This is a genomic window from Nostoc sp. (assembly GCF_036917815.1).
Classification (GTDB): Bacteria; Cyanobacteriota; Cyanobacteriia; order Cyanobacteriales; family Nostocaceae; genus Nostoc.
In genome coordinates this window covers 33,149-48,985 of sequence record NZ_JBALEK010000065.1, presented here as the reverse complement: position 1 = coordinate 48,985, position 15,837 = coordinate 33,149, and the positions used below count along the sequence as shown (strand labels likewise).

Here is a 15,837-nt window from a genome sequence, read left to right as displayed (position 1 = left end):
ATCAAAAATTCCTATGTCCCATCCTTTCCCACCCCCACCAATCAAATCTCTTGAACGCCTACAAGCCGCAGACGGGTTACTAATTAATGCGGAACGCTGGCGCACAGCCCATGATTACCACCGTAATCGGCAAAATACTCAATATCAAAGTTTAAACCAACCAGGGATAGTCTGCGGTTTAGGCGTTAGAGATGTGACTGCGCCAAGCCAAGTTGAAGCTAGATATCGAGATGGACGTTGGGTACAAATTCAACCAGGTATTGCAATTGATTTAGCAGGTAATCTAATTGTTATACCGACTGCTTATGATTTTCCCATTGATCTAGAAGTAGCAAGTTCTGAACCTCTGATCATCTACTTAGTAGTTAGCTATGTAGACCCTGATGAATTGCGGCGCGGACAGCAAAGAGATATTGTTCAAGAAACTTATCGAATTGACCAAATAAACTCTACACCAGGTAGTTCAGAAATAGAAATATGCCGGATACTTCTGCAACCGGGACATACTGAAATTACCCAACCTGCGGATGCTTTCTTTCCTGGATATAACAATATTGATTTGCGTTATCGCCGTCAAGCACAAATGCGTCCTCAAGCACTTGTATGTATGGCGCAGGCCAATCATAGCGATCCTGAATGTGCGCGGAATTTTTTCAGCCTTTCCTATTTGTTACAAGCAGTGGAACCCCTATATCCCAGTTTGCGAGGGGCTGACGAACCAGGTCAGGTTTCTTTAGGAGAAAATATCCAAGACTATGACATACTTTATCTAACAGGTGGACAAGCAATTTCTTTAAATAGTCTCGAATTTGAATCCCTAAAAAATTACTTAAATTTAGGTGGTGTGCTTCTAGTTGATGCGCCAACAAATGCTAATGCTTTAATTGAGAGCACTCAAGCATTGGCACAACAGTTAGAGAGTCCTTTAAGACCTTTAGAAGAATTGCAACGAAGTCATCCTTTAAGGACAAAACCTTTCTTATTTGCTGCCTTGCCAATGGTTAATCAACAGCAGATTAAAGTGTTAATTGGTGGAGGAGTTATTTTAGCAATTGGAGATTTAGCAACTGCTTGGGGACTGGATAGAGATTTGAATTTACCCAGATTGACTATTCGTACAGCTCAAGAATTAGGAATTAATATTCTTCACTATGCTTGGAAGCGGCGACAGTTGATAGGTTTGCAACAAGAGGATAATTCCGGGCAGTGGTGAATGTGCTATTTTAGACACAAAGTATCGGGAGGCGATCGCACCATCAGCACTATAATTAAATTATATGATGTCCGTTTGATTGCTTATTAAACCCGAAGAACCCCACCCCCGCCAAAGCTATGCTTTGTCTCTCCTCCCCGCAAGCTCTTAGGGGCTGGGGGTGGGGTGTATTGACTGTGGTTAGCATAACTAATTAACCGGACATGATATTAGCTCTCAATTTGTGCGATCGCTTCTGCTGCGGATGAGTCAGCTTTTTTGTGGATTTGTAGCCGTTTTTTCATCGCTAGTTTCAAAAGTCAATAGTGGGTAATTCATATATTATGTCACTTAAAGATTGCTTGATTATTTATACTTAAGTCTAATACTGTTAAAACCCCTCATCTACTTTGTCTAGTTAGGCAGTAATGAAGGGTTTATATAGGAATCATATTTGATTTCTGAAAAAATCTCAGTAGTCTTGTAATGGACTGTCTAGGCTTTAATGATTGCAAAAAAATTGCTTTGTTGGGGAGCCACTGCGTTGCGCGGGTTTCCCGCGTTGTAGCAAGTGGCGTTGGAGGCTTTGCCAAAGCCAACATCCTGATAAGCTAATCGGCATTCAAGTTGCATAATCAGGGCGGGCAAGATGCCCACCCCACAAGATATTGAGAAAATTTTAATATGCAAATTAGATGTGTTTTAGCTTATATGTTGGGTTGCGCTCCGCTCCACCCAACCTACGTCTAATGCACTATTTTGCGTAGACAGTCCACTACGTGCATTTCAAAAATCAAATACTAGTCCTATAGTCAGGACTTTAATCCTTAGAAAATAAGGACTAAAGTCCTTACTACGAACTTAATTACACATCAATTTACACTTGATATACTACTAGTATCCACTGGGTTAAGAACGCCGCACATTCAAGCAACACCATTCTTTGCGTTTCCACAGGGTAGCGACGACCCAACCATTTTCTTCTAAAGCGTCAGCAACAGCTTTAGATTGTTCTAGTAAAATACCACTGAAGATTGCCCAAGTTTCAGGTTTAGCGATCGCACTCATTTCTGGAACCAATTCAATAATTACATTCGCCAAAATATTGCAGACGATACCATCTACTGGATTCTCAACTAGTTTCGTCAAAACGTCTACACTTCCCCGTGCAGATAGTAAACGTTCTGGGCTAATGTCGTTTAGGGCAGCATTACTAATGGTTGATTGAATCGCCAAAGGGTCAGTATCCACTGCATAGACTTTCTCGGCTCCCAGTAGCAGCGCCCCAATAGAAAGGATACCAGAACCACAGCCAATATCGGCAATTATCAGATGCTCATGTTTGCCACTACTACCGACAAAAGACTGAGGAACTCCACTTAGCCGCATTTCCAGGGATTCCAAACATAGCTGAGTGGTGGCATGGTTGCCCGTGCCAAATGCTACACCAGGATCAAGACGAATCACTAACCGTTCTGTTTTTTCTGGTAATGGTAGCCACGCGGGGTTAATTAGGAAGCGATCGCCTATTTCTTGCGGATGCCAATATTGTTTCCAGCTAGTCGCCCAATCTTCCTCATCAATTAACTGCCATTGCAGGGAGGGAGATGAAACACCTATACAGAGGGCATCTTGACGCAGCCACAGCGACAGCGCTGCCAAATCTAGTAGCTGTATTTCAATTGTCGGCAAATAAGCTCTGATTAAAGATGAATTTCCTTTGTTTTCACTAGCTGTACCACGACAGCCAAAATCTTCCAGTCGCCAAAAGATCGATTCTTCTAGGTCTGGCTCACATAAAATTTGTAGTTCCCACCAGGTGTTTGCCATAAAAAAGTAAAAAGTAAAAAGGTAAAAGGCAAAAGAAAAAGTATTTCTTTTTACTTTTGCCTTTTTACTTTTGCCTTTATAGTGTTACTGTATACGCGTCCCGAATCCCAGGGACTTTGATAATTTCATCCAAAATGCCCTCTGGTAAAGGGTCATCTATACTCAGAGCCATTACCGCATCACCACGGACGATTTTACGACCTACTTGCATACTGGCAATATTCACATTAAAACTGCCGAGTAGAGAACCAAGTTTGCCGATAATCCCTGGCATATCCCGGTGTAGGGTAAACAACATATATTTGCTGGGTGGGACGTTAATCGGGAAACCATCAACGTCGGTGAGGTGGATTTCCCGCTCACCCAACAAAGCACCTGTTACCGAATGAGTACCTAAAGTACCGGTGGCTTCGAGATGCAATGTGCCGGCATAGTCTCGAATGGAAGCATCGCGGGTTTCAATTACCCGGATTCCCCGTTCTTTGGCTTCGATGCTGGCATTTACGTAATTTACTCGTTCCCGCAAAGCTTGATAAAGTAGTCCTTTCAAGGCCGCAACGATCAAAGGCTGACTTTTGTTGGTTGCGAGTTCCCCTTGCAGTCGAATATTCAGTACTTCCACCCGTCCGCCAGCTAGCTGTCCCACCAGATTACCGAGAGTTTCTGCTAGTTGCATATAGGGTTTGAGTTCTTCCAACACATCGGGGCCGAGTCCGGGAATGTTGACGGCTGAACGGGCCGGTAGTCCTAAAAGTACGTCCCGAATTTGTTCAGCAACATCAATGGCCACATTCACTTGAGCTTCGGCGGTAGAGGCTCCCAAGTGGGGAGTGAGGATGACTTCTTTGCCTAGCGATCGCAATTCCGATTCACCCAGTGGTTCAGACTCGAACACATCTAAGGCTGCACCCCCGATTGTACCCGCTTTCAGAGCTGCTGCTAAAGCCACTTCATCAATGATCCCACCACGAGCGCAGTTGATAATCCGGGCTGTGGGTTTCATCTTTGCCAGAGTTGTGGCATTGATTAAGTGGGTAGTTTCTGGGGTTTTGGGGATGTGTAGGGTAATATAGTCTGCTTGCTGGAAGAGTAAATCTAGCTCAACTAACTGACAGCCAAGTTGTTCGGCTCGGTCTGTAGAAATAAAAGGGTCATAAGCTAGGAGTTTCATCCCCATTGTTCTCGCTACAGAGGCAACATGGGAGCCAATTTTACCCAAACCGACAACGCCGAGAGTTTTTTTGTAGACTTCCGCGCCGACAAAGCTATTGCGATCCCACGCACCGCGTTTCACCGAAGCGTTAGCATCGGGGATGTGGCGAGATAAAGCCAAAATCATCGCTAGGGCGTGTTCTGCGGCGGCAATTGTATTTCCCTCTGGAGAATTGACTACCACAATTCCCCGGCGTGTGGCTGCGGGAACATCCACATTATCCACACCCACACCAGCACGACCGATGATTTTTAGCTGGGTGCCGGCTTCAATAATTTCTTGAGTGACGCGCGTACCAGAGCGAATCATCAGCGCGTCATACTCACCAATAATTTCGATCAGTTCTGCTGGTTTTAGACCTAGTTTGATATCAACGGTCGCAACTTGCGAAAGAATATCAATTCCAGCTTGGTCAATAGAATCGGAGACAAGAACCTTAGACATGATTATTTCATTTAAAGCTACAGGCTTTGCTGCACAAGACTTTTTAGTTTAGTCTTTATCTGTCGCAATTCAGCAAAAATTATTCGTTTGAATATCGACTTAACCTTAACTTACACTATCTGGTGGTAGTATCAAAGCATGATTTGCTTCCGGTGGGTACTGCCTCCTAAGTATTTGAACATGAGTGGCTGTTTGTACCACCCTGTCGCTAAATATAGAGCATGAATAGCACTAAGCACCTATTATATTTATTAATAGTTAAGAGTTACCAAAATTTTATCGGCTGAAGTAACTTCCTTAATGAGGTAGAAACCTCTGTATTCTTGACTGGGCTGCAACTTTAGGGAGATCCAAGAAATGAGATGACCCTAGTTAGCTTGCTTTATTTGGTCAGTTAGGGCGTAGTTGCAAGTTATTGGTGGGGCAGCTAATGTTGAACAAGCATTAGCCACAGATGTTAAAAGATTCGTGCGATGTCACATCTTCAGTTAATCTGGCTTTCAAGTGCGATCGCATTACTGGGTACGGCAATGTTGACGCTCACGGCAGTTTTCGGCAATCTTCTCACTTCACATAAAAATCAGAAGTTTCAGCTGGCGCGGCGGCAGACATTCACATATCACCGTCTGATCTCAATCTTGGGAGTTGTTCTTATTCTGATTCATCCAATTCCCTTAGTTTTTGCCCAATCAACAACTGGTGTGAGCGTCGCATCTATCTTTGTGCCATTTCTGGCAGAGAAAAAAATCACTATTATCGCAGTCGGTGTAATAGCTTTATATGTCTTGTTAGTTATTCTGATTTCATCGCTGTGCATGAAATATCTGAAGCAGAAAGTATGGCGTGTGCTGCATTACGGCAGCTATTTGTTTTTTGGATTAGGAATTTGGCACGGGTTGTCAATTTCTGATAATTTTGAGCCAAATGCCGAAGTAAATTTGTTAGACCCGAAGAAAATACTTTTAGAAGTAGAAATTATAATTTTACTTCTGCTTCTGATGTGGCGCGTTATGCTGTATCGAAATCAGCGAAAGTCAATGTGATAAAGCAAAGCACTAATGACATCGCTAGCAGATAAATCGCTATAATTCTGATGAGCCAAATATCCTTTGAGTTTTGGGGAAACCAGCCATGTTAGAGTACAACTTGCCAAGGTACTTGCCCTCAGCCGAGGAATTACCAGACTCTGATGAAATGCCTGTGGATAATGAACTGCAAGAATTAATACCAGGCTTGCTGAAGGCGATCCTGCTGATACTTTGGGCAGAACGTATGGACTGGCTCTTTGCCATAGATATGGGTATTTATTATCACCCAGATAAACCAGCCATTGTTCCAGATGGCTTTTTGAGCTTAGGGGTAGAGCGGTTTTATGATGAGGAACTGCGTCCCAGTTATGTGCTGTGGGATGAAAATGTTGTACCGATTTTCGTACTAGAAGTAGTTTCCCAAAATTATCGCAAGGAATACACTACTAAATTGGCTGAATATGAGGCTTTGGGTGTACTTTATTACGTGATTTATTCCTCTCGTCGCCGCCGCAAACCGCATTTGGAAGTTCATAAGTTAGTTAATGGTAAGTATGAATTGCAAGAGGGAAACCCCCTTTGGCTACCAGAAATTGGCTTAGGAATTGGTTGCGAAAGGGGAAATTATTGCGGTGTAACGCGGGAATGGATGTATTGGTATGATGAGCAAGGACAACGCTATCTCACGCCCGCAGAACAAATAAAACAAGAGACATTACGCGCTCAACAAGAGACACTACGCGCCCAACAAGAGACACTACGCGCCCAACAAGAGACACTACGCGCCCAAGAAGAAGCACAACGCGCCCAACAAGAGACACTACGCGCCCAACAAGAAGCACAACGCGCTGAAGTTGCAGAACAACGGGTGCAACAATTGACAGAACAATTAAGAGCGCTAGGAATAGATCCAGATAATCAGGGTTAACTGAAATATTGTGTAATATTTTTAACAAGACCAAAAAAACTGGTTTTTCAGATTTATGTATTTGTCATAAGTCCAGTTTTTCTACCAAAAGCTGTCAGTAAAGAAAAACTATTGCTTTTTAGGAATAACGTTCCTGATTCCACTTTTTGCGCCAAAAGCATCACCTTTGTAACGAGGGATGATATGAATACTGGCATGCATAATATTTTGACCGGCGGCTCGATTGATATTCATTCCTATATTAAAACCATCAGGTTCAAATTCTGCTTTGAGAATTTCTTGTACTTTGTTCACCATAAACCAGCAAGCAGATTGCTCTTTAAGTGGTAGTTCAAAATAATTGCTAACATGACGTTTGGGAATAATCAAAACATGTCCTTTACTTATAGGATAGCCATCAAAAATAGCGTAAGCAGTTGCTGATTCAGTTAATAGATTGAGATTCTTATGGGGATTACAGAATATACAATAATTAGATGAATTTCGCTGATGATTATAATGAACATACTCATACAACTCCCGATTTTCATCTAAAAAAACCGAAGTAAAGGGAAGTTTGGCAATACACTGATAGGTAGGTTTTTTGTGGACATAATGTTCTCTAAAACCTTCTTTTTTGATATCCCTTCTTACAGCATAATAAGCTTTGCCTCCTGGTTTCAACAAGTGTGATACTTCCATCAAAACATTAGTTTGTTCTTCCTTAAATAAAACGTTTAAAACATAAAAGCAAATTATTGTATCGAATTTATTATCAGGATATTCTGGAAAATAATAAGGATCATAGCCTGTAATATCACAACCTTTTTGGCGCAGTATTTTAACATCATTACCAAAGCCACAACCAAAGTCTAGTATTTTGCCTTGGAGAAGGTTTTGATTTAATAAAAACTGTGCCGGAAATGATAGATAACTTCTGTCGATCGCAGTAAGATGGCTGAACTGATTTTTTTGCTGTTTCATGGAATGAATTTTGGTGCTGATGTCCCAAATTTATTATTCCCAGCATTCCTTGAGGTTATGCGATGTCTACGACGGGCTATGACGCTCTCTACGAGACGCTGCGCGTAGCTTGCTTCCCTGTAACGCGGACTCGCTACCGCTACGCTATCGGCGTTACATCAGGGTCAATACCTAGCTCACGTAACTTAGCTGCTAATATATCAGCACGTTGGCGTTCCTGTTCAGCACGTTGGCGTTCCTGTTCAGCACGTTGGCGTTCTTGTTCAGCACGTTGGCGTTCTTGTTGGGCTTGTTCGCTGCTCCACAACAGCAAATTTCCTTCTCTATCCCACCAGCGCAGCCAATTCATTGTTTGACATAATCTTTCACCTTGCCAAATTCCCAGAAATAACTCTAACTCAGGAATCCAAAAGCGTCCATTGGTATCTGCTTGCGGCAAAATATATTCTCCATTTTGCAAACACCTTAGTTCTAAACTAGGCTCATAGGGATCGTAGGTTACGTAGGTTGGAACTTGGAGAATCTTTTCGTAATAATAGAGTTTACCGTAGGGTGGAGTTGAGCGGACTGATAGTTCTCCCCCTTCTGTGTCTGAGAGAAATTCCATCACCACAGCCACAGCAGCGCCTTCTAAATTCGGGGTATAGCTGCGACGAACTACATTTGTTCCTACAGATTGTACTTGAGGTACGTAAAACCAATCAGGGGCTTTGACAACGATTTTTTTGTTGACTGTGGCTACAAGTCCAAAATTAGAGCCAATGAGCATCTGGGGTTGGATGCGTTCTGTGCTTCCCAAAGCATCGGTAAGCGCAGCCGCGATCGCAGGTTGTTGAATATTTTCTACTGGATCGTCAGGTAAAATGAAGTCGGCTGGAAGTGCTTCCCAAGTAACAGTTGGTTCTTTTTGGATCGGGTTAACTTGTAGAACCATAAAACTATTCCCAAATGCACAGTATATTAGTTATTCTAAACAAATCTTCAGTCGTGATTGCTTGTAACTTAGAAGACTCAGATGGAGACTGGGAATTTTGTTGTTGGTGTTAACCATATTTTTGTGCGATCGCTTGTCAGAAATCCAAATAATCTTAAGTTTTGGATGAATATAGCGGTTCTCGCTTGGATGTAATAATACATTTTGACCTCTCTCCAAACCTCTCTCCTAAGAGGAGAGAGGCTTTGATCTTACTCCCCAACGCTAGTAGGGAAGGGGCTGGGGGTTAGGTCTGTGTTGCACTCAACACAGAAGCGCTATAGACTCGCACTCACTAAAAACCCAGTAATCTGGAAAGATTTCTCTGACAGGTGTATATACTCGTAGTCAAGCACTTAGCACTCGTGAGTATTATGCTGGAATGGTTAATTGGCTGGATAGCAAGCAATGCCTTTCTGCATCGGAAATTTTTAGAATATTTCTGTGCTTGGGAGTTTGTCTGGCAGTTTGAGAAGGAAGGCAGTATTTCAATTGAGGATCTCAAAACTGAAGTTTTTGGCAAACACTGGCATGATGAAACTTGGCATGAGGTATTGCGGCTAATTGCGGGAATGATTGATGCGAAATTTGTTGGTGAAATTCTTGATTACTTAATGGTGCAAGATGGTGAAGAGGAAAAATTTATTAATTTGTTTTTAGCGGCTAAGTGTCTTGCAGAAGTGAGAAATCGCTCGGTAATTGCGCCAGTGGCTAATAAATTATTTGGCAAGCTAAAAGATTTAACTAAATATGACCCCTGGTACTATTACAGACCCCATAACCTAAATGGAGAAGAAATGAAACTAGTTCTGAAAGTTCGCATTCAAGCAGTTGCAACAATTGCCGCAATTTGGAAAGATAACCGTGATACCTTACACTGCCTCAAAGATCGCGCCACTGCTGATGATCATGAGTTTGTGCAACGTGCAGCCATCCAAGCATTAGCCAGTAATTTCCCAGATGACCCGGACACCAGCTTGTTTCTCAAAGACCGCGCCACTGCTGATAATTCTGGGTATGTGCGAGATGTAGCCATCAAAGCATTAGCCAGCAATTTCAAAGATGACCCGGACACCCACTCGTTTCTCAAAGAACGTGCCACTGCTGATGATACATGGGATGTGCGAGGTGCAGCCATCCAAGCATTAGCCAGCAATTTCCCAGATGACCCAGACACCCGCTCGATTCTCAAAGAACGTGCCACTGCTGATGATACATGGGTCGTGCGAGTTCGAGCCATCCAAGCATTAGCCAGCAATTTCCCAGATGACCCGGACACCCGCTTGTTTCTCAAAGAACGCGTCACTGCTGATAATCATAGGGATGTGCCACGTGCAGCCATCGAAGCATTAGCCAGCAATTTCAAAGAGGACTCGGACACCCGCCTGTTTCTCAAAGACCGTGCCACTGCTGATAATCGGTGGGATGTGCAACGTGCAGCCATCAAAGTATTAGCCAGCAATTTCAAAGATGACCCGGACACCTGCTTGATTCTCAAAGAACGCACCACTGCTGATAATCATGAGGATGTGCGAGTTGCAGCCATCAAAGTATTAGCCAGCAATTTCAAAGATGACCCAGACACCCGCTCGATTCTCAAACAACGCGCCACTGCTGATGATGAAGGGGATGTGCGAGTTGCAGCCATCCAAGCATTAGCCAGCAATTTCAAAGAAGACCCAGACACTCACTCGATTCTCAAACAACGCGCCACTGGTGATGAATGGTATGTGCGACGTGCAGCCATCGAAGCATTAGCCAGCAATTTCTCAGATGACCCGGACACCCGCTCGATTCTCCAAGACCATGCCACTGCTGATGATTATGGGGATGTGAGACGTGCAGCCATCGAAGCATTAGTCAGCAATTTCCCAGATGACCCGGACACCCACTCGATTCTCAAAGACCGCGCCACTGCTGATGATAAAGGGTATGTGCGACGTGCAGCTATCCAAGCATTAGCCAGCAATTTCAAAGATGACCCGGACACCCGCTCGATTCTCCAAGACCGCGCCACTGCTGATGATGATGAGGATGTGCGATATGCAGCCATCCAAGCATTAGCTAGCAATTTCAAAGATGACCCGGACACCCACTCGATTTTCAAAGACCGCGCCACGGCTGATAATTCTGGGTATGTGCGATGTGCAGCCATTCAAGTATTATCCAAACACTTCAGAAATCAGCCTGAGTTGTTTGAAATTTACTACAACTGCGCCGTAAATGACTCCTTTGAGGGTAGATATGATCCCCCATTTCATCCCAACCCTCGGCGCGTTGCACTGGAGATAATTATCAAGCAATTTCCTCAATATCCCCAGACTTTACCACTTTTGCGCGACAAAGCAGAGAATGACCCACATGAAGAAGTGCGAAAATTTGCTCAACAGAAGTTGGCAGAATTAAACAACTAAAAGAGTTTCAATTAGGACAATTGATTGCTCCTTGAGGGAAATGACCTTGTAAAGCTTGTAAAATATTTTGAGATGCCTCTAGAGCAATGTCACGTCGTAAATCATCCACCGCCGATCCTAAATGGGGAGTAAAAAAGGTTTGGTCTTGTTTCTCTAACAGAGATGGAGGAATTTGTGAGGGGCGATCGCTACGGGCCCAATCTTCTAGTTCAAAGACATCGGCTGCATAACCTGCTAAATGTCCAGAGGCTAAAGCATCACTAACCGCAATTTCATCAACTACTGAGCCGCGACACGGATTGATTAAGAAACTCCCTGGTTTCATCCGTGCTAAAGATGTCTGATTGATCAAATGAAAGGTTTCCGGTTGCAGAGGAACCATTAGCACGACAAAATCACTGGTTGCCAATAGCGTATCTAGAGAAACCTGTAACAAACACCAAGCTGCTGCTTTTTCCTTGGATAAAGGCATCGCATCGGTGTAAATCAAGTTCATTTCAAAACTGGAAAGCCTTTGAGCCAGGGCTTGCCCCAAACTGCCCATACCAACAATTCCTAGTGTCCGGTTTGCTAATCCCATACCGTATAGATGCGATCGCCAACCTGCAAAGGTGCCTTGACGAATCAAGCGATCGCCTGGTAGCATTTGGCGGGCTAACCCGATGATCAGTCCAATGGTTAACTCAGCCGTTGGTACAGCTAATAAGCTAGGGACGATAGTGAACCAAACACCTTGACGGGTGCAAGCATCAACATCAAAATTATCGTAACCCTTCAATGCTCCGGCGATAATCTTCAATTTTGGACAAGCTTTCAGAAACGCCCCATCGATTTTATCTGGCATAAAAACCATCAAAGCTTCAGCATTCTGTGCCAACTTGAGAATTTCTTCACGCGGTAAAGTCTCTCTAGTTGGATTTGCAACTACTTCACAATACTCACTTAAGTTTGCAATAATTTCCGGGTGAACCCAGTGCGTAATTACAACTTTGGGCTTCATCAGCAACCTCCTACACTAAACGTTTCCTGAGATAACTACTAAAACCATCAACCAAAATTACCATCAGCAAAATTACTAGCAGCACTGCTGAAACTTCCCGATAATTGATTAGGCGAAGTGCGCCAATTAGCTCAAACCCAATGCCACCAGCCCCTACCGCTCCCATCACCGTAGAGGCACGAAAATTATATTCCCATCGATAAAGGGTCAGATCCATCATTTGCGGTAACACCTGCGGCAAAATTCCGTGGTAGATCACTTGTACCTTGTTGGCTCCCGCCGCTCGTGCTGCTTCTAGTGGAGCTTCGTTGACCAGTTCGATGTATTCTGCAAAGAATTTGCCAACCATGCCGATGGAGTGAAATCCCACCGCCAATGTTCCTGGTAGTGCGCCAAAGCCAACGGCTGCTACAAAGATAATGCCCATAATTAGCTCTGGCACCGAACGTAAACCGTTGAGAATCAGCCGTGAAACTTGAAATAACAACGGATGGGGAGTTGTATTGCGAGCCGCTAATAAAGATAGAGGTATGGAGAAGACAATAGCGATCGCGGTACCTGCAATACTCATAGCCAGGGTATCAAACAAAGGTTTGATCCAGTTTCGGGCATCGCTGAAATCTGGAGGCAGCATTTGATGCAGCAAGTTGAAGATACTGGGAATCCCATCCCAAAGGCGTTTCTTGTCCCAAAGTCCAACCAGGAAGCAACACACACTGATGGCCAAAAGTGCGATCGCCCAGGTTATTATCGTTCGATACCATTGCTGCCGTTGTTGCTTTAGTAGCTGCTCGAAGGCTGGTTGAGAATTAGGAAGTGTCACACAATTTTGGATTTTAGATTTTAGAATAAATTACTTTTGCAACTTGGCGATATCAATATTCAGAATTTTTGCTAAATCTCTGATACTATCATAATCTTTATCTTGTGCTGCTCCAAAACCATCAGCTTTGAAGGGTTTAAGAATCTCTTTATCCTTCAATTCCAAAAAGGCTGCACGAATTTTTTCTTTTAATGCCGGTGCTAAATCAGAACGCATTGTCCACGGATATTCAGGATATTCTTTGGACTCTGCAATCACCCTGACTTTACTAGAATCAATTACTTTGCGTTCAATTAAGGATTCAAAGATGGGTTTACTCAAGCCACCAACTTGAGCATTACCATTTTGAACTGCCAGTGCTACAGCATCATGTGAACCTGTGAACGCCTCTTGGTAGTCTTTTCCGCCGGGTTGCAATCCGCTATTTGCCAGCATTGATTTCGGAATCAAATGACTGGACGTGGACGCTTGATCTCCAAAGGCTACGGTTTTACCCTTGACTTCTGCCAGTGACTTGATACCGCTAGCTGTGTTAGCGATGATCACAGATTGATAAGTAGTTTTGCCGTTTTTCTTCAAAGCTGCAAATGGCTCAATATCACTCTTTGTTTTCGCCAAAACGTAAGATAGTGGCCCAAAATAGGCTAAATCAACCCGCTTGTTGCTTGCGGCTTCAATCATCGAGGAATAGTCAGTTGTCACGACGAGTTCAATATTTTTTTGGAGCTTTGTCTCAAGATACTTTTTAAATCCGTCATTTTTTTTAATTACAGTCGAAGGGGATTCATCAGGTAATAAAGCTACTTTCAGAGTTTGAGGGTCAGCCGACTCTGATGCAACTACTGGATTATTCCCAGAAGTTGGTTGCTGATTTGCGGATTGGTTGTTGGGAGTTTGACAACCGATTAAGGTAGCCATGATTAGCGTCATTGAGACAAGCGATCGCTTGTTTAGTAAAATAGTCATTGAGGTTATCCTAAATTAATGTCAAAACAGTAAAGTTAGCCGTTAGGAATTAAGGTTTCCCGAAAGCTTTCATTGTTAGTACTTTCTTTGTCACTATAGAGTTGGTTCAATTCGTAACCACTGATATCTTCTGGCTTGCCATCTAGAATAACCTTTCCCTGAGATAGCCCAATAATTCGATCTGCGTAAGTTCTAGCGAGATCAATCTGGTGTAGACTGAGAATTGCGGAAATTCCATCTTCTTGACAAGTTTGACGCAGAAATGAGAGAACTTTGTGAGCGCTAGCGGGATCAAGACTAGCAACAGGCTCATCTGCCAAAATCAATTGTGGCTTTTGTGCTAAGGCGCGTGCAATACCAACCCGTTGCTGTTGACCTCCGCTCAGGGCATCCACTCGTGTTAGAGCCTTGTGCAAAAGCCCAACCCGATCTAAACATTCTAAGGCAATATACTGATCTGCTTTGGGTAAAGGAAAGAAACTTCGCAGTGTTGAATGGTAGGCTAAACGACCCACCAATACATTCGCAAAAGCCGTTTCCCGACTAATAAGTTGATGTTGCTGAAAAATCATTCCTGTGCGCTTGCGATGTTCATACAACACATTCCGGTTATGTAAATTTCCCAATCCTTCAACTACCACAGTCCCAGTTGTGGGGCGATTAAGATAGTTAAGACAGCGCAGTAAGGTTGATTTACCAGAACCCGATGCCCCCAAAATAACAGTGAATTGCCCTTTGATAAAACTAAGAGAAATAGGTTGAAGCCCTACTACTCCCCCTTTATAAGTCAAACTTAAGTGGTCAAGTTGAATCATATTTATTAGCCATTTTAGGGACAAAACCCAAACTTCATAGTCAACTATTGTCAGAGAAAATTGGTTTAAGTTTTGAGTTTGGCTGTAGCCACCATCAATCCCCACACAACACCAAAGCGAATTTTGGTCGCACGACAAACCGCAAAATTTTCATCCTCAAGGAAGCTGTGAAACTCATTTTGGGTATAACACTGCTTATGAGCCGGATCAAAAACCTGAAGTACTAAATCACAGATTTTACAAACTAAATAATCTTTACACCAATCTAGAATAATGACTTTACCATCAGGTTTCAAGACACGTCTCATCTCTTTTAATGCAGCAAGTGGCTCATCAAAGTAATGAAACGAATTAGCAGAAACAATCACATCAAAACTATTACTGTCAAATGGCAACCTTAATGCACTTGCCGTTTGAAATGATACTAGAGGATAAGCACTACATTTGAGTTTAGCGATAGCCAGCATTTTCTCTGAAATATCTATACCGACAATTTGTTGCCCTGGGTATTCAGTTAGTAGTAAACGTTCAAACTCACCAGTACCACACGCAATATCAAGTACACTATCTGTTGGTGATATCTCTACCCAGGTTTTAAGGAAAGACAGTGTGTTACCTATATAATCTCTCCAGCGTAGATCGTAAACGGCAGCTAATTGGTTGTACTGTTTGCGAACTGTGGTTTCGCTCATGCTGGTTTGTCTAATAAGGGTTTTAAGTTAGCTGATACTTTTCAGGTATTATAGTATACATTATATTTGCTTGACACAAGTAATTCCTTTGGCGCTGCGTCGCTACCGTAGGGATGATGCTGTTGCCGTTGCACCTACGGAGAGGGACTTTTCCTTGGAATCACCCTTATGGTTATTCAGTTATCATCTGAGAGAGATTGAAGACTCGCGTAGCTTGCCCTTGCCACAGTAGCTCGCAGTTACTTAAAGAGCGGGTTCTCCAAAGAAGTACAAGTCAGCGCTTTATATTTGTTGCCTGACTTTGCCTTTCATATTAAAATTTTGGAGTAATGCTTCATGGTTAATGCAGTCAAACGTTCAATTCGGATATTTAAAGATTCGCCCCTGTATGTCTGATTTTTTATCACCCTACAAAATTTATCTTCTTCTATTTCCAACCCTTTTTTGCGCTGGGCTGTACTTAGGGTAGGTTGGGGCGGGCGATCGCTTAGGTGCGATCGCATCACTGGTTAACTATCTGTTAACTATCTACTGGATGCAGAGAGTTGGCTCGTAT

14 protein-coding genes are annotated in these 15,837 nt (G+C 43.1%); 5 read left to right on the top strand and 9 right to left on the bottom strand.

From position 1 onward, the window contains the following. Positions 1 to 13 precede the first annotated feature (13 nt). Positions 14 to 1,213, top strand: coding sequence for a DUF4159 domain-containing protein (locus V7K97_RS20245; protein WP_334802794.1), 1,200 nt, complete (start codon positions 14 to 16; stop codon positions 1,211 to 1,213). An 888-nt stretch (positions 1,214 to 2,101) separates the two neighbouring features. On the opposite strand, the gene prmA is transcribed toward V7K97_RS20245, so the two are convergent. After that, positions 2,102 to 3,022, bottom strand: coding sequence for a 50S ribosomal protein L11 methyltransferase (gene prmA, locus V7K97_RS20240; protein ID WP_334802793.1), 921 nt, complete (start codon positions 3,020 to 3,022; stop codon positions 2,102 to 2,104). 76 nt (positions 3,023 to 3,098) lie between these two features. Beyond that, positions 3,099 to 4,679 carry a phosphoglycerate dehydrogenase gene (serA, locus tag V7K97_RS20235; RefSeq protein WP_334802792.1) on the bottom strand — a complete coding sequence of 527 codons (1,581 nt, stop codon included), beginning with the start codon at positions 4,677 to 4,679 and terminating at the stop codon, positions 3,099 to 3,101. Positions 4,680 to 5,152: 473 nt separating this feature from the next. Between serA and V7K97_RS20230 the strand changes: the two genes are divergently transcribed. Together V7K97_RS20230 and V7K97_RS20225 are read left to right on the top strand one after the other, a co-directional pair. Beyond that, the gene (locus V7K97_RS20230; RefSeq protein ID WP_334802791.1) at positions 5,153 to 5,722 is read left to right on the top strand and encodes a ferric reductase-like transmembrane domain-containing protein; all 570 of its coding nucleotides are present in this window, start codon (positions 5,153 to 5,155) and stop codon (positions 5,720 to 5,722) included. A gap of 88 nt (positions 5,723 to 5,810) precedes the next feature. Continuing rightward, positions 5,811 to 6,635: a Uma2 family endonuclease gene (locus tag V7K97_RS20225; RefSeq protein WP_334802790.1), complete on the top strand. Its 825-nt coding sequence runs from the start codon at positions 5,811 to 5,813 to the stop codon at positions 6,633 to 6,635. A gap of 108 nt (positions 6,636 to 6,743) precedes the next feature. Here V7K97_RS20225 and V7K97_RS20220 read toward each other — a convergent pair whose 3' ends face one another. Together V7K97_RS20220 and V7K97_RS20215 are read right to left on the bottom strand one after the other, a co-directional pair. Next, complete coding sequence (locus V7K97_RS20220) at positions 6,744 to 7,598, bottom strand: HIT family protein (RefSeq protein ID WP_334802789.1); 855 nt, start codon at positions 7,596 to 7,598, stop codon at positions 6,744 to 6,746. Positions 7,599 to 7,737: 139 nt separating this feature from the next. Then, on the bottom strand, positions 7,738 to 8,532 hold the full coding sequence (locus V7K97_RS20215) for a Uma2 family endonuclease (protein WP_334802788.1): 795 nt from the start codon (positions 8,530 to 8,532) through the stop codon (positions 7,738 to 7,740). A 371-nt stretch (positions 8,533 to 8,903) separates the two neighbouring features. On the opposite strand from V7K97_RS20215, the gene V7K97_RS20210 reads away from it, so the two are divergent. After that, positions 8,904 to 10,985: a HEAT repeat domain-containing protein gene (locus V7K97_RS20210; protein ID WP_334802787.1), complete on the top strand. Its 2,082-nt coding sequence runs from the start codon at positions 8,904 to 8,906 to the stop codon at positions 10,983 to 10,985. Positions 10,986 to 10,992: 7 nt separating this feature from the next. On the opposite strand, the gene V7K97_RS20205 is transcribed toward V7K97_RS20210, so the two are convergent. Genes V7K97_RS20205 through V7K97_RS20185 form a run of 5 tightly spaced genes read right to left on the bottom strand, consistent with a single transcriptional unit; the run spans position 10,993 to position 15,281 of the window. Continuing rightward, on the bottom strand, positions 10,993 to 11,985 hold the full coding sequence (locus V7K97_RS20205) for a phosphonate dehydrogenase (protein ID WP_334802786.1): 993 nt from the start codon (positions 11,983 to 11,985) through the stop codon (positions 10,993 to 10,995). A 10-nt stretch (positions 11,986 to 11,995) separates the two neighbouring features. Continuing rightward, a complete protein-coding gene (gene phnE / locus V7K97_RS20200) occupies positions 11,996 to 12,808 on the bottom strand; it encodes a phosphonate ABC transporter, permease protein PhnE (protein ID WP_334802785.1) in 813 nt (270 codons plus the stop codon). Positions 12,809 to 12,838: 30 nt separating this feature from the next. After that, the gene (gene phnD, locus V7K97_RS20195; protein WP_334802784.1) at positions 12,839 to 13,774 is read right to left on the bottom strand and encodes a phosphate/phosphite/phosphonate ABC transporter substrate-binding protein; all 936 of its coding nucleotides are present in this window, start codon (positions 13,772 to 13,774) and stop codon (positions 12,839 to 12,841) included. 35 nt (positions 13,775 to 13,809) lie between these two features. After that, positions 13,810 to 14,694 carry a phosphonate ABC transporter ATP-binding protein gene (gene phnC / locus V7K97_RS20190; RefSeq protein ID WP_334802783.1) on the bottom strand — a complete coding sequence of 295 codons (885 nt, stop codon included), beginning with the start codon at positions 14,692 to 14,694 and terminating at the stop codon, positions 13,810 to 13,812. Further along, positions 14,655 to 15,281: a class I SAM-dependent methyltransferase gene (locus V7K97_RS20185; protein ID WP_334802782.1), complete on the bottom strand. Its 627-nt coding sequence runs from the start codon at positions 15,279 to 15,281 to the stop codon at positions 14,655 to 14,657. Before V7K97_RS20185 ends, phnC begins: the two co-directional genes overlap by 40 nt. Positions 15,282 to 15,351: 70 nt before the next feature. On the opposite strand from V7K97_RS20185, the gene V7K97_RS20180 reads away from it, so the two are divergent. Then, positions 15,352 to 15,513, top strand: coding sequence for a hypothetical protein (locus V7K97_RS20180; RefSeq protein ID WP_334802781.1), 162 nt, complete (start codon positions 15,352 to 15,354; stop codon positions 15,511 to 15,513). The last annotated feature ends 324 nt before the right edge of the window (positions 15,514 to 15,837 follow it).

Coding starts and splice junctions, on each gene's coding strand:
- phnD (WP_334802784.1), bottom strand. CDS start 13,774: ATGACTATTTTACTAAACAAGCGATCGCTTGTCTCAATGACGCTAATC.
- V7K97_RS20185 (WP_334802782.1), bottom strand. CDS start 15,281: ATGAGCGAAACCACAGTTCGCAAACAGTACAACCAATTAGCTGCCGTT.
- V7K97_RS20230 (WP_334802791.1), top strand. CDS start 5,153: ATGTCACATCTTCAGTTAATCTGGCTTTCAAGTGCGATCGCATTACTG.
- prmA (WP_334802793.1), bottom strand. CDS start 3,022: ATGGCAAACACCTGGTGGGAACTACAAATTTTATGTGAGCCAGACCTA.
- V7K97_RS20220 (WP_334802789.1), bottom strand. CDS start 7,598: ATGAAACAGCAAAAAAATCAGTTCAGCCATCTTACTGCGATCGACAGA.
- V7K97_RS20225 (WP_334802790.1), top strand. CDS start 5,811: ATGTTAGAGTACAACTTGCCAAGGTACTTGCCCTCAGCCGAGGAATTA.
- V7K97_RS20245 (WP_334802794.1), top strand. CDS start 14: ATGTCCCATCCTTTCCCACCCCCACCAATCAAATCTCTTGAACGCCTA.
- serA (WP_334802792.1), bottom strand. CDS start 4,679: ATGTCTAAGGTTCTTGTCTCCGATTCTATTGACCAAGCTGGAATTGAT.
- V7K97_RS20215 (WP_334802788.1), bottom strand. CDS start 8,532: ATGGTTCTACAAGTTAACCCGATCCAAAAAGAACCAACTGTTACTTGG.
- V7K97_RS20205 (WP_334802786.1), bottom strand. CDS start 11,985: ATGAAGCCCAAAGTTGTAATTACGCACTGGGTTCACCCGGAAATTATT.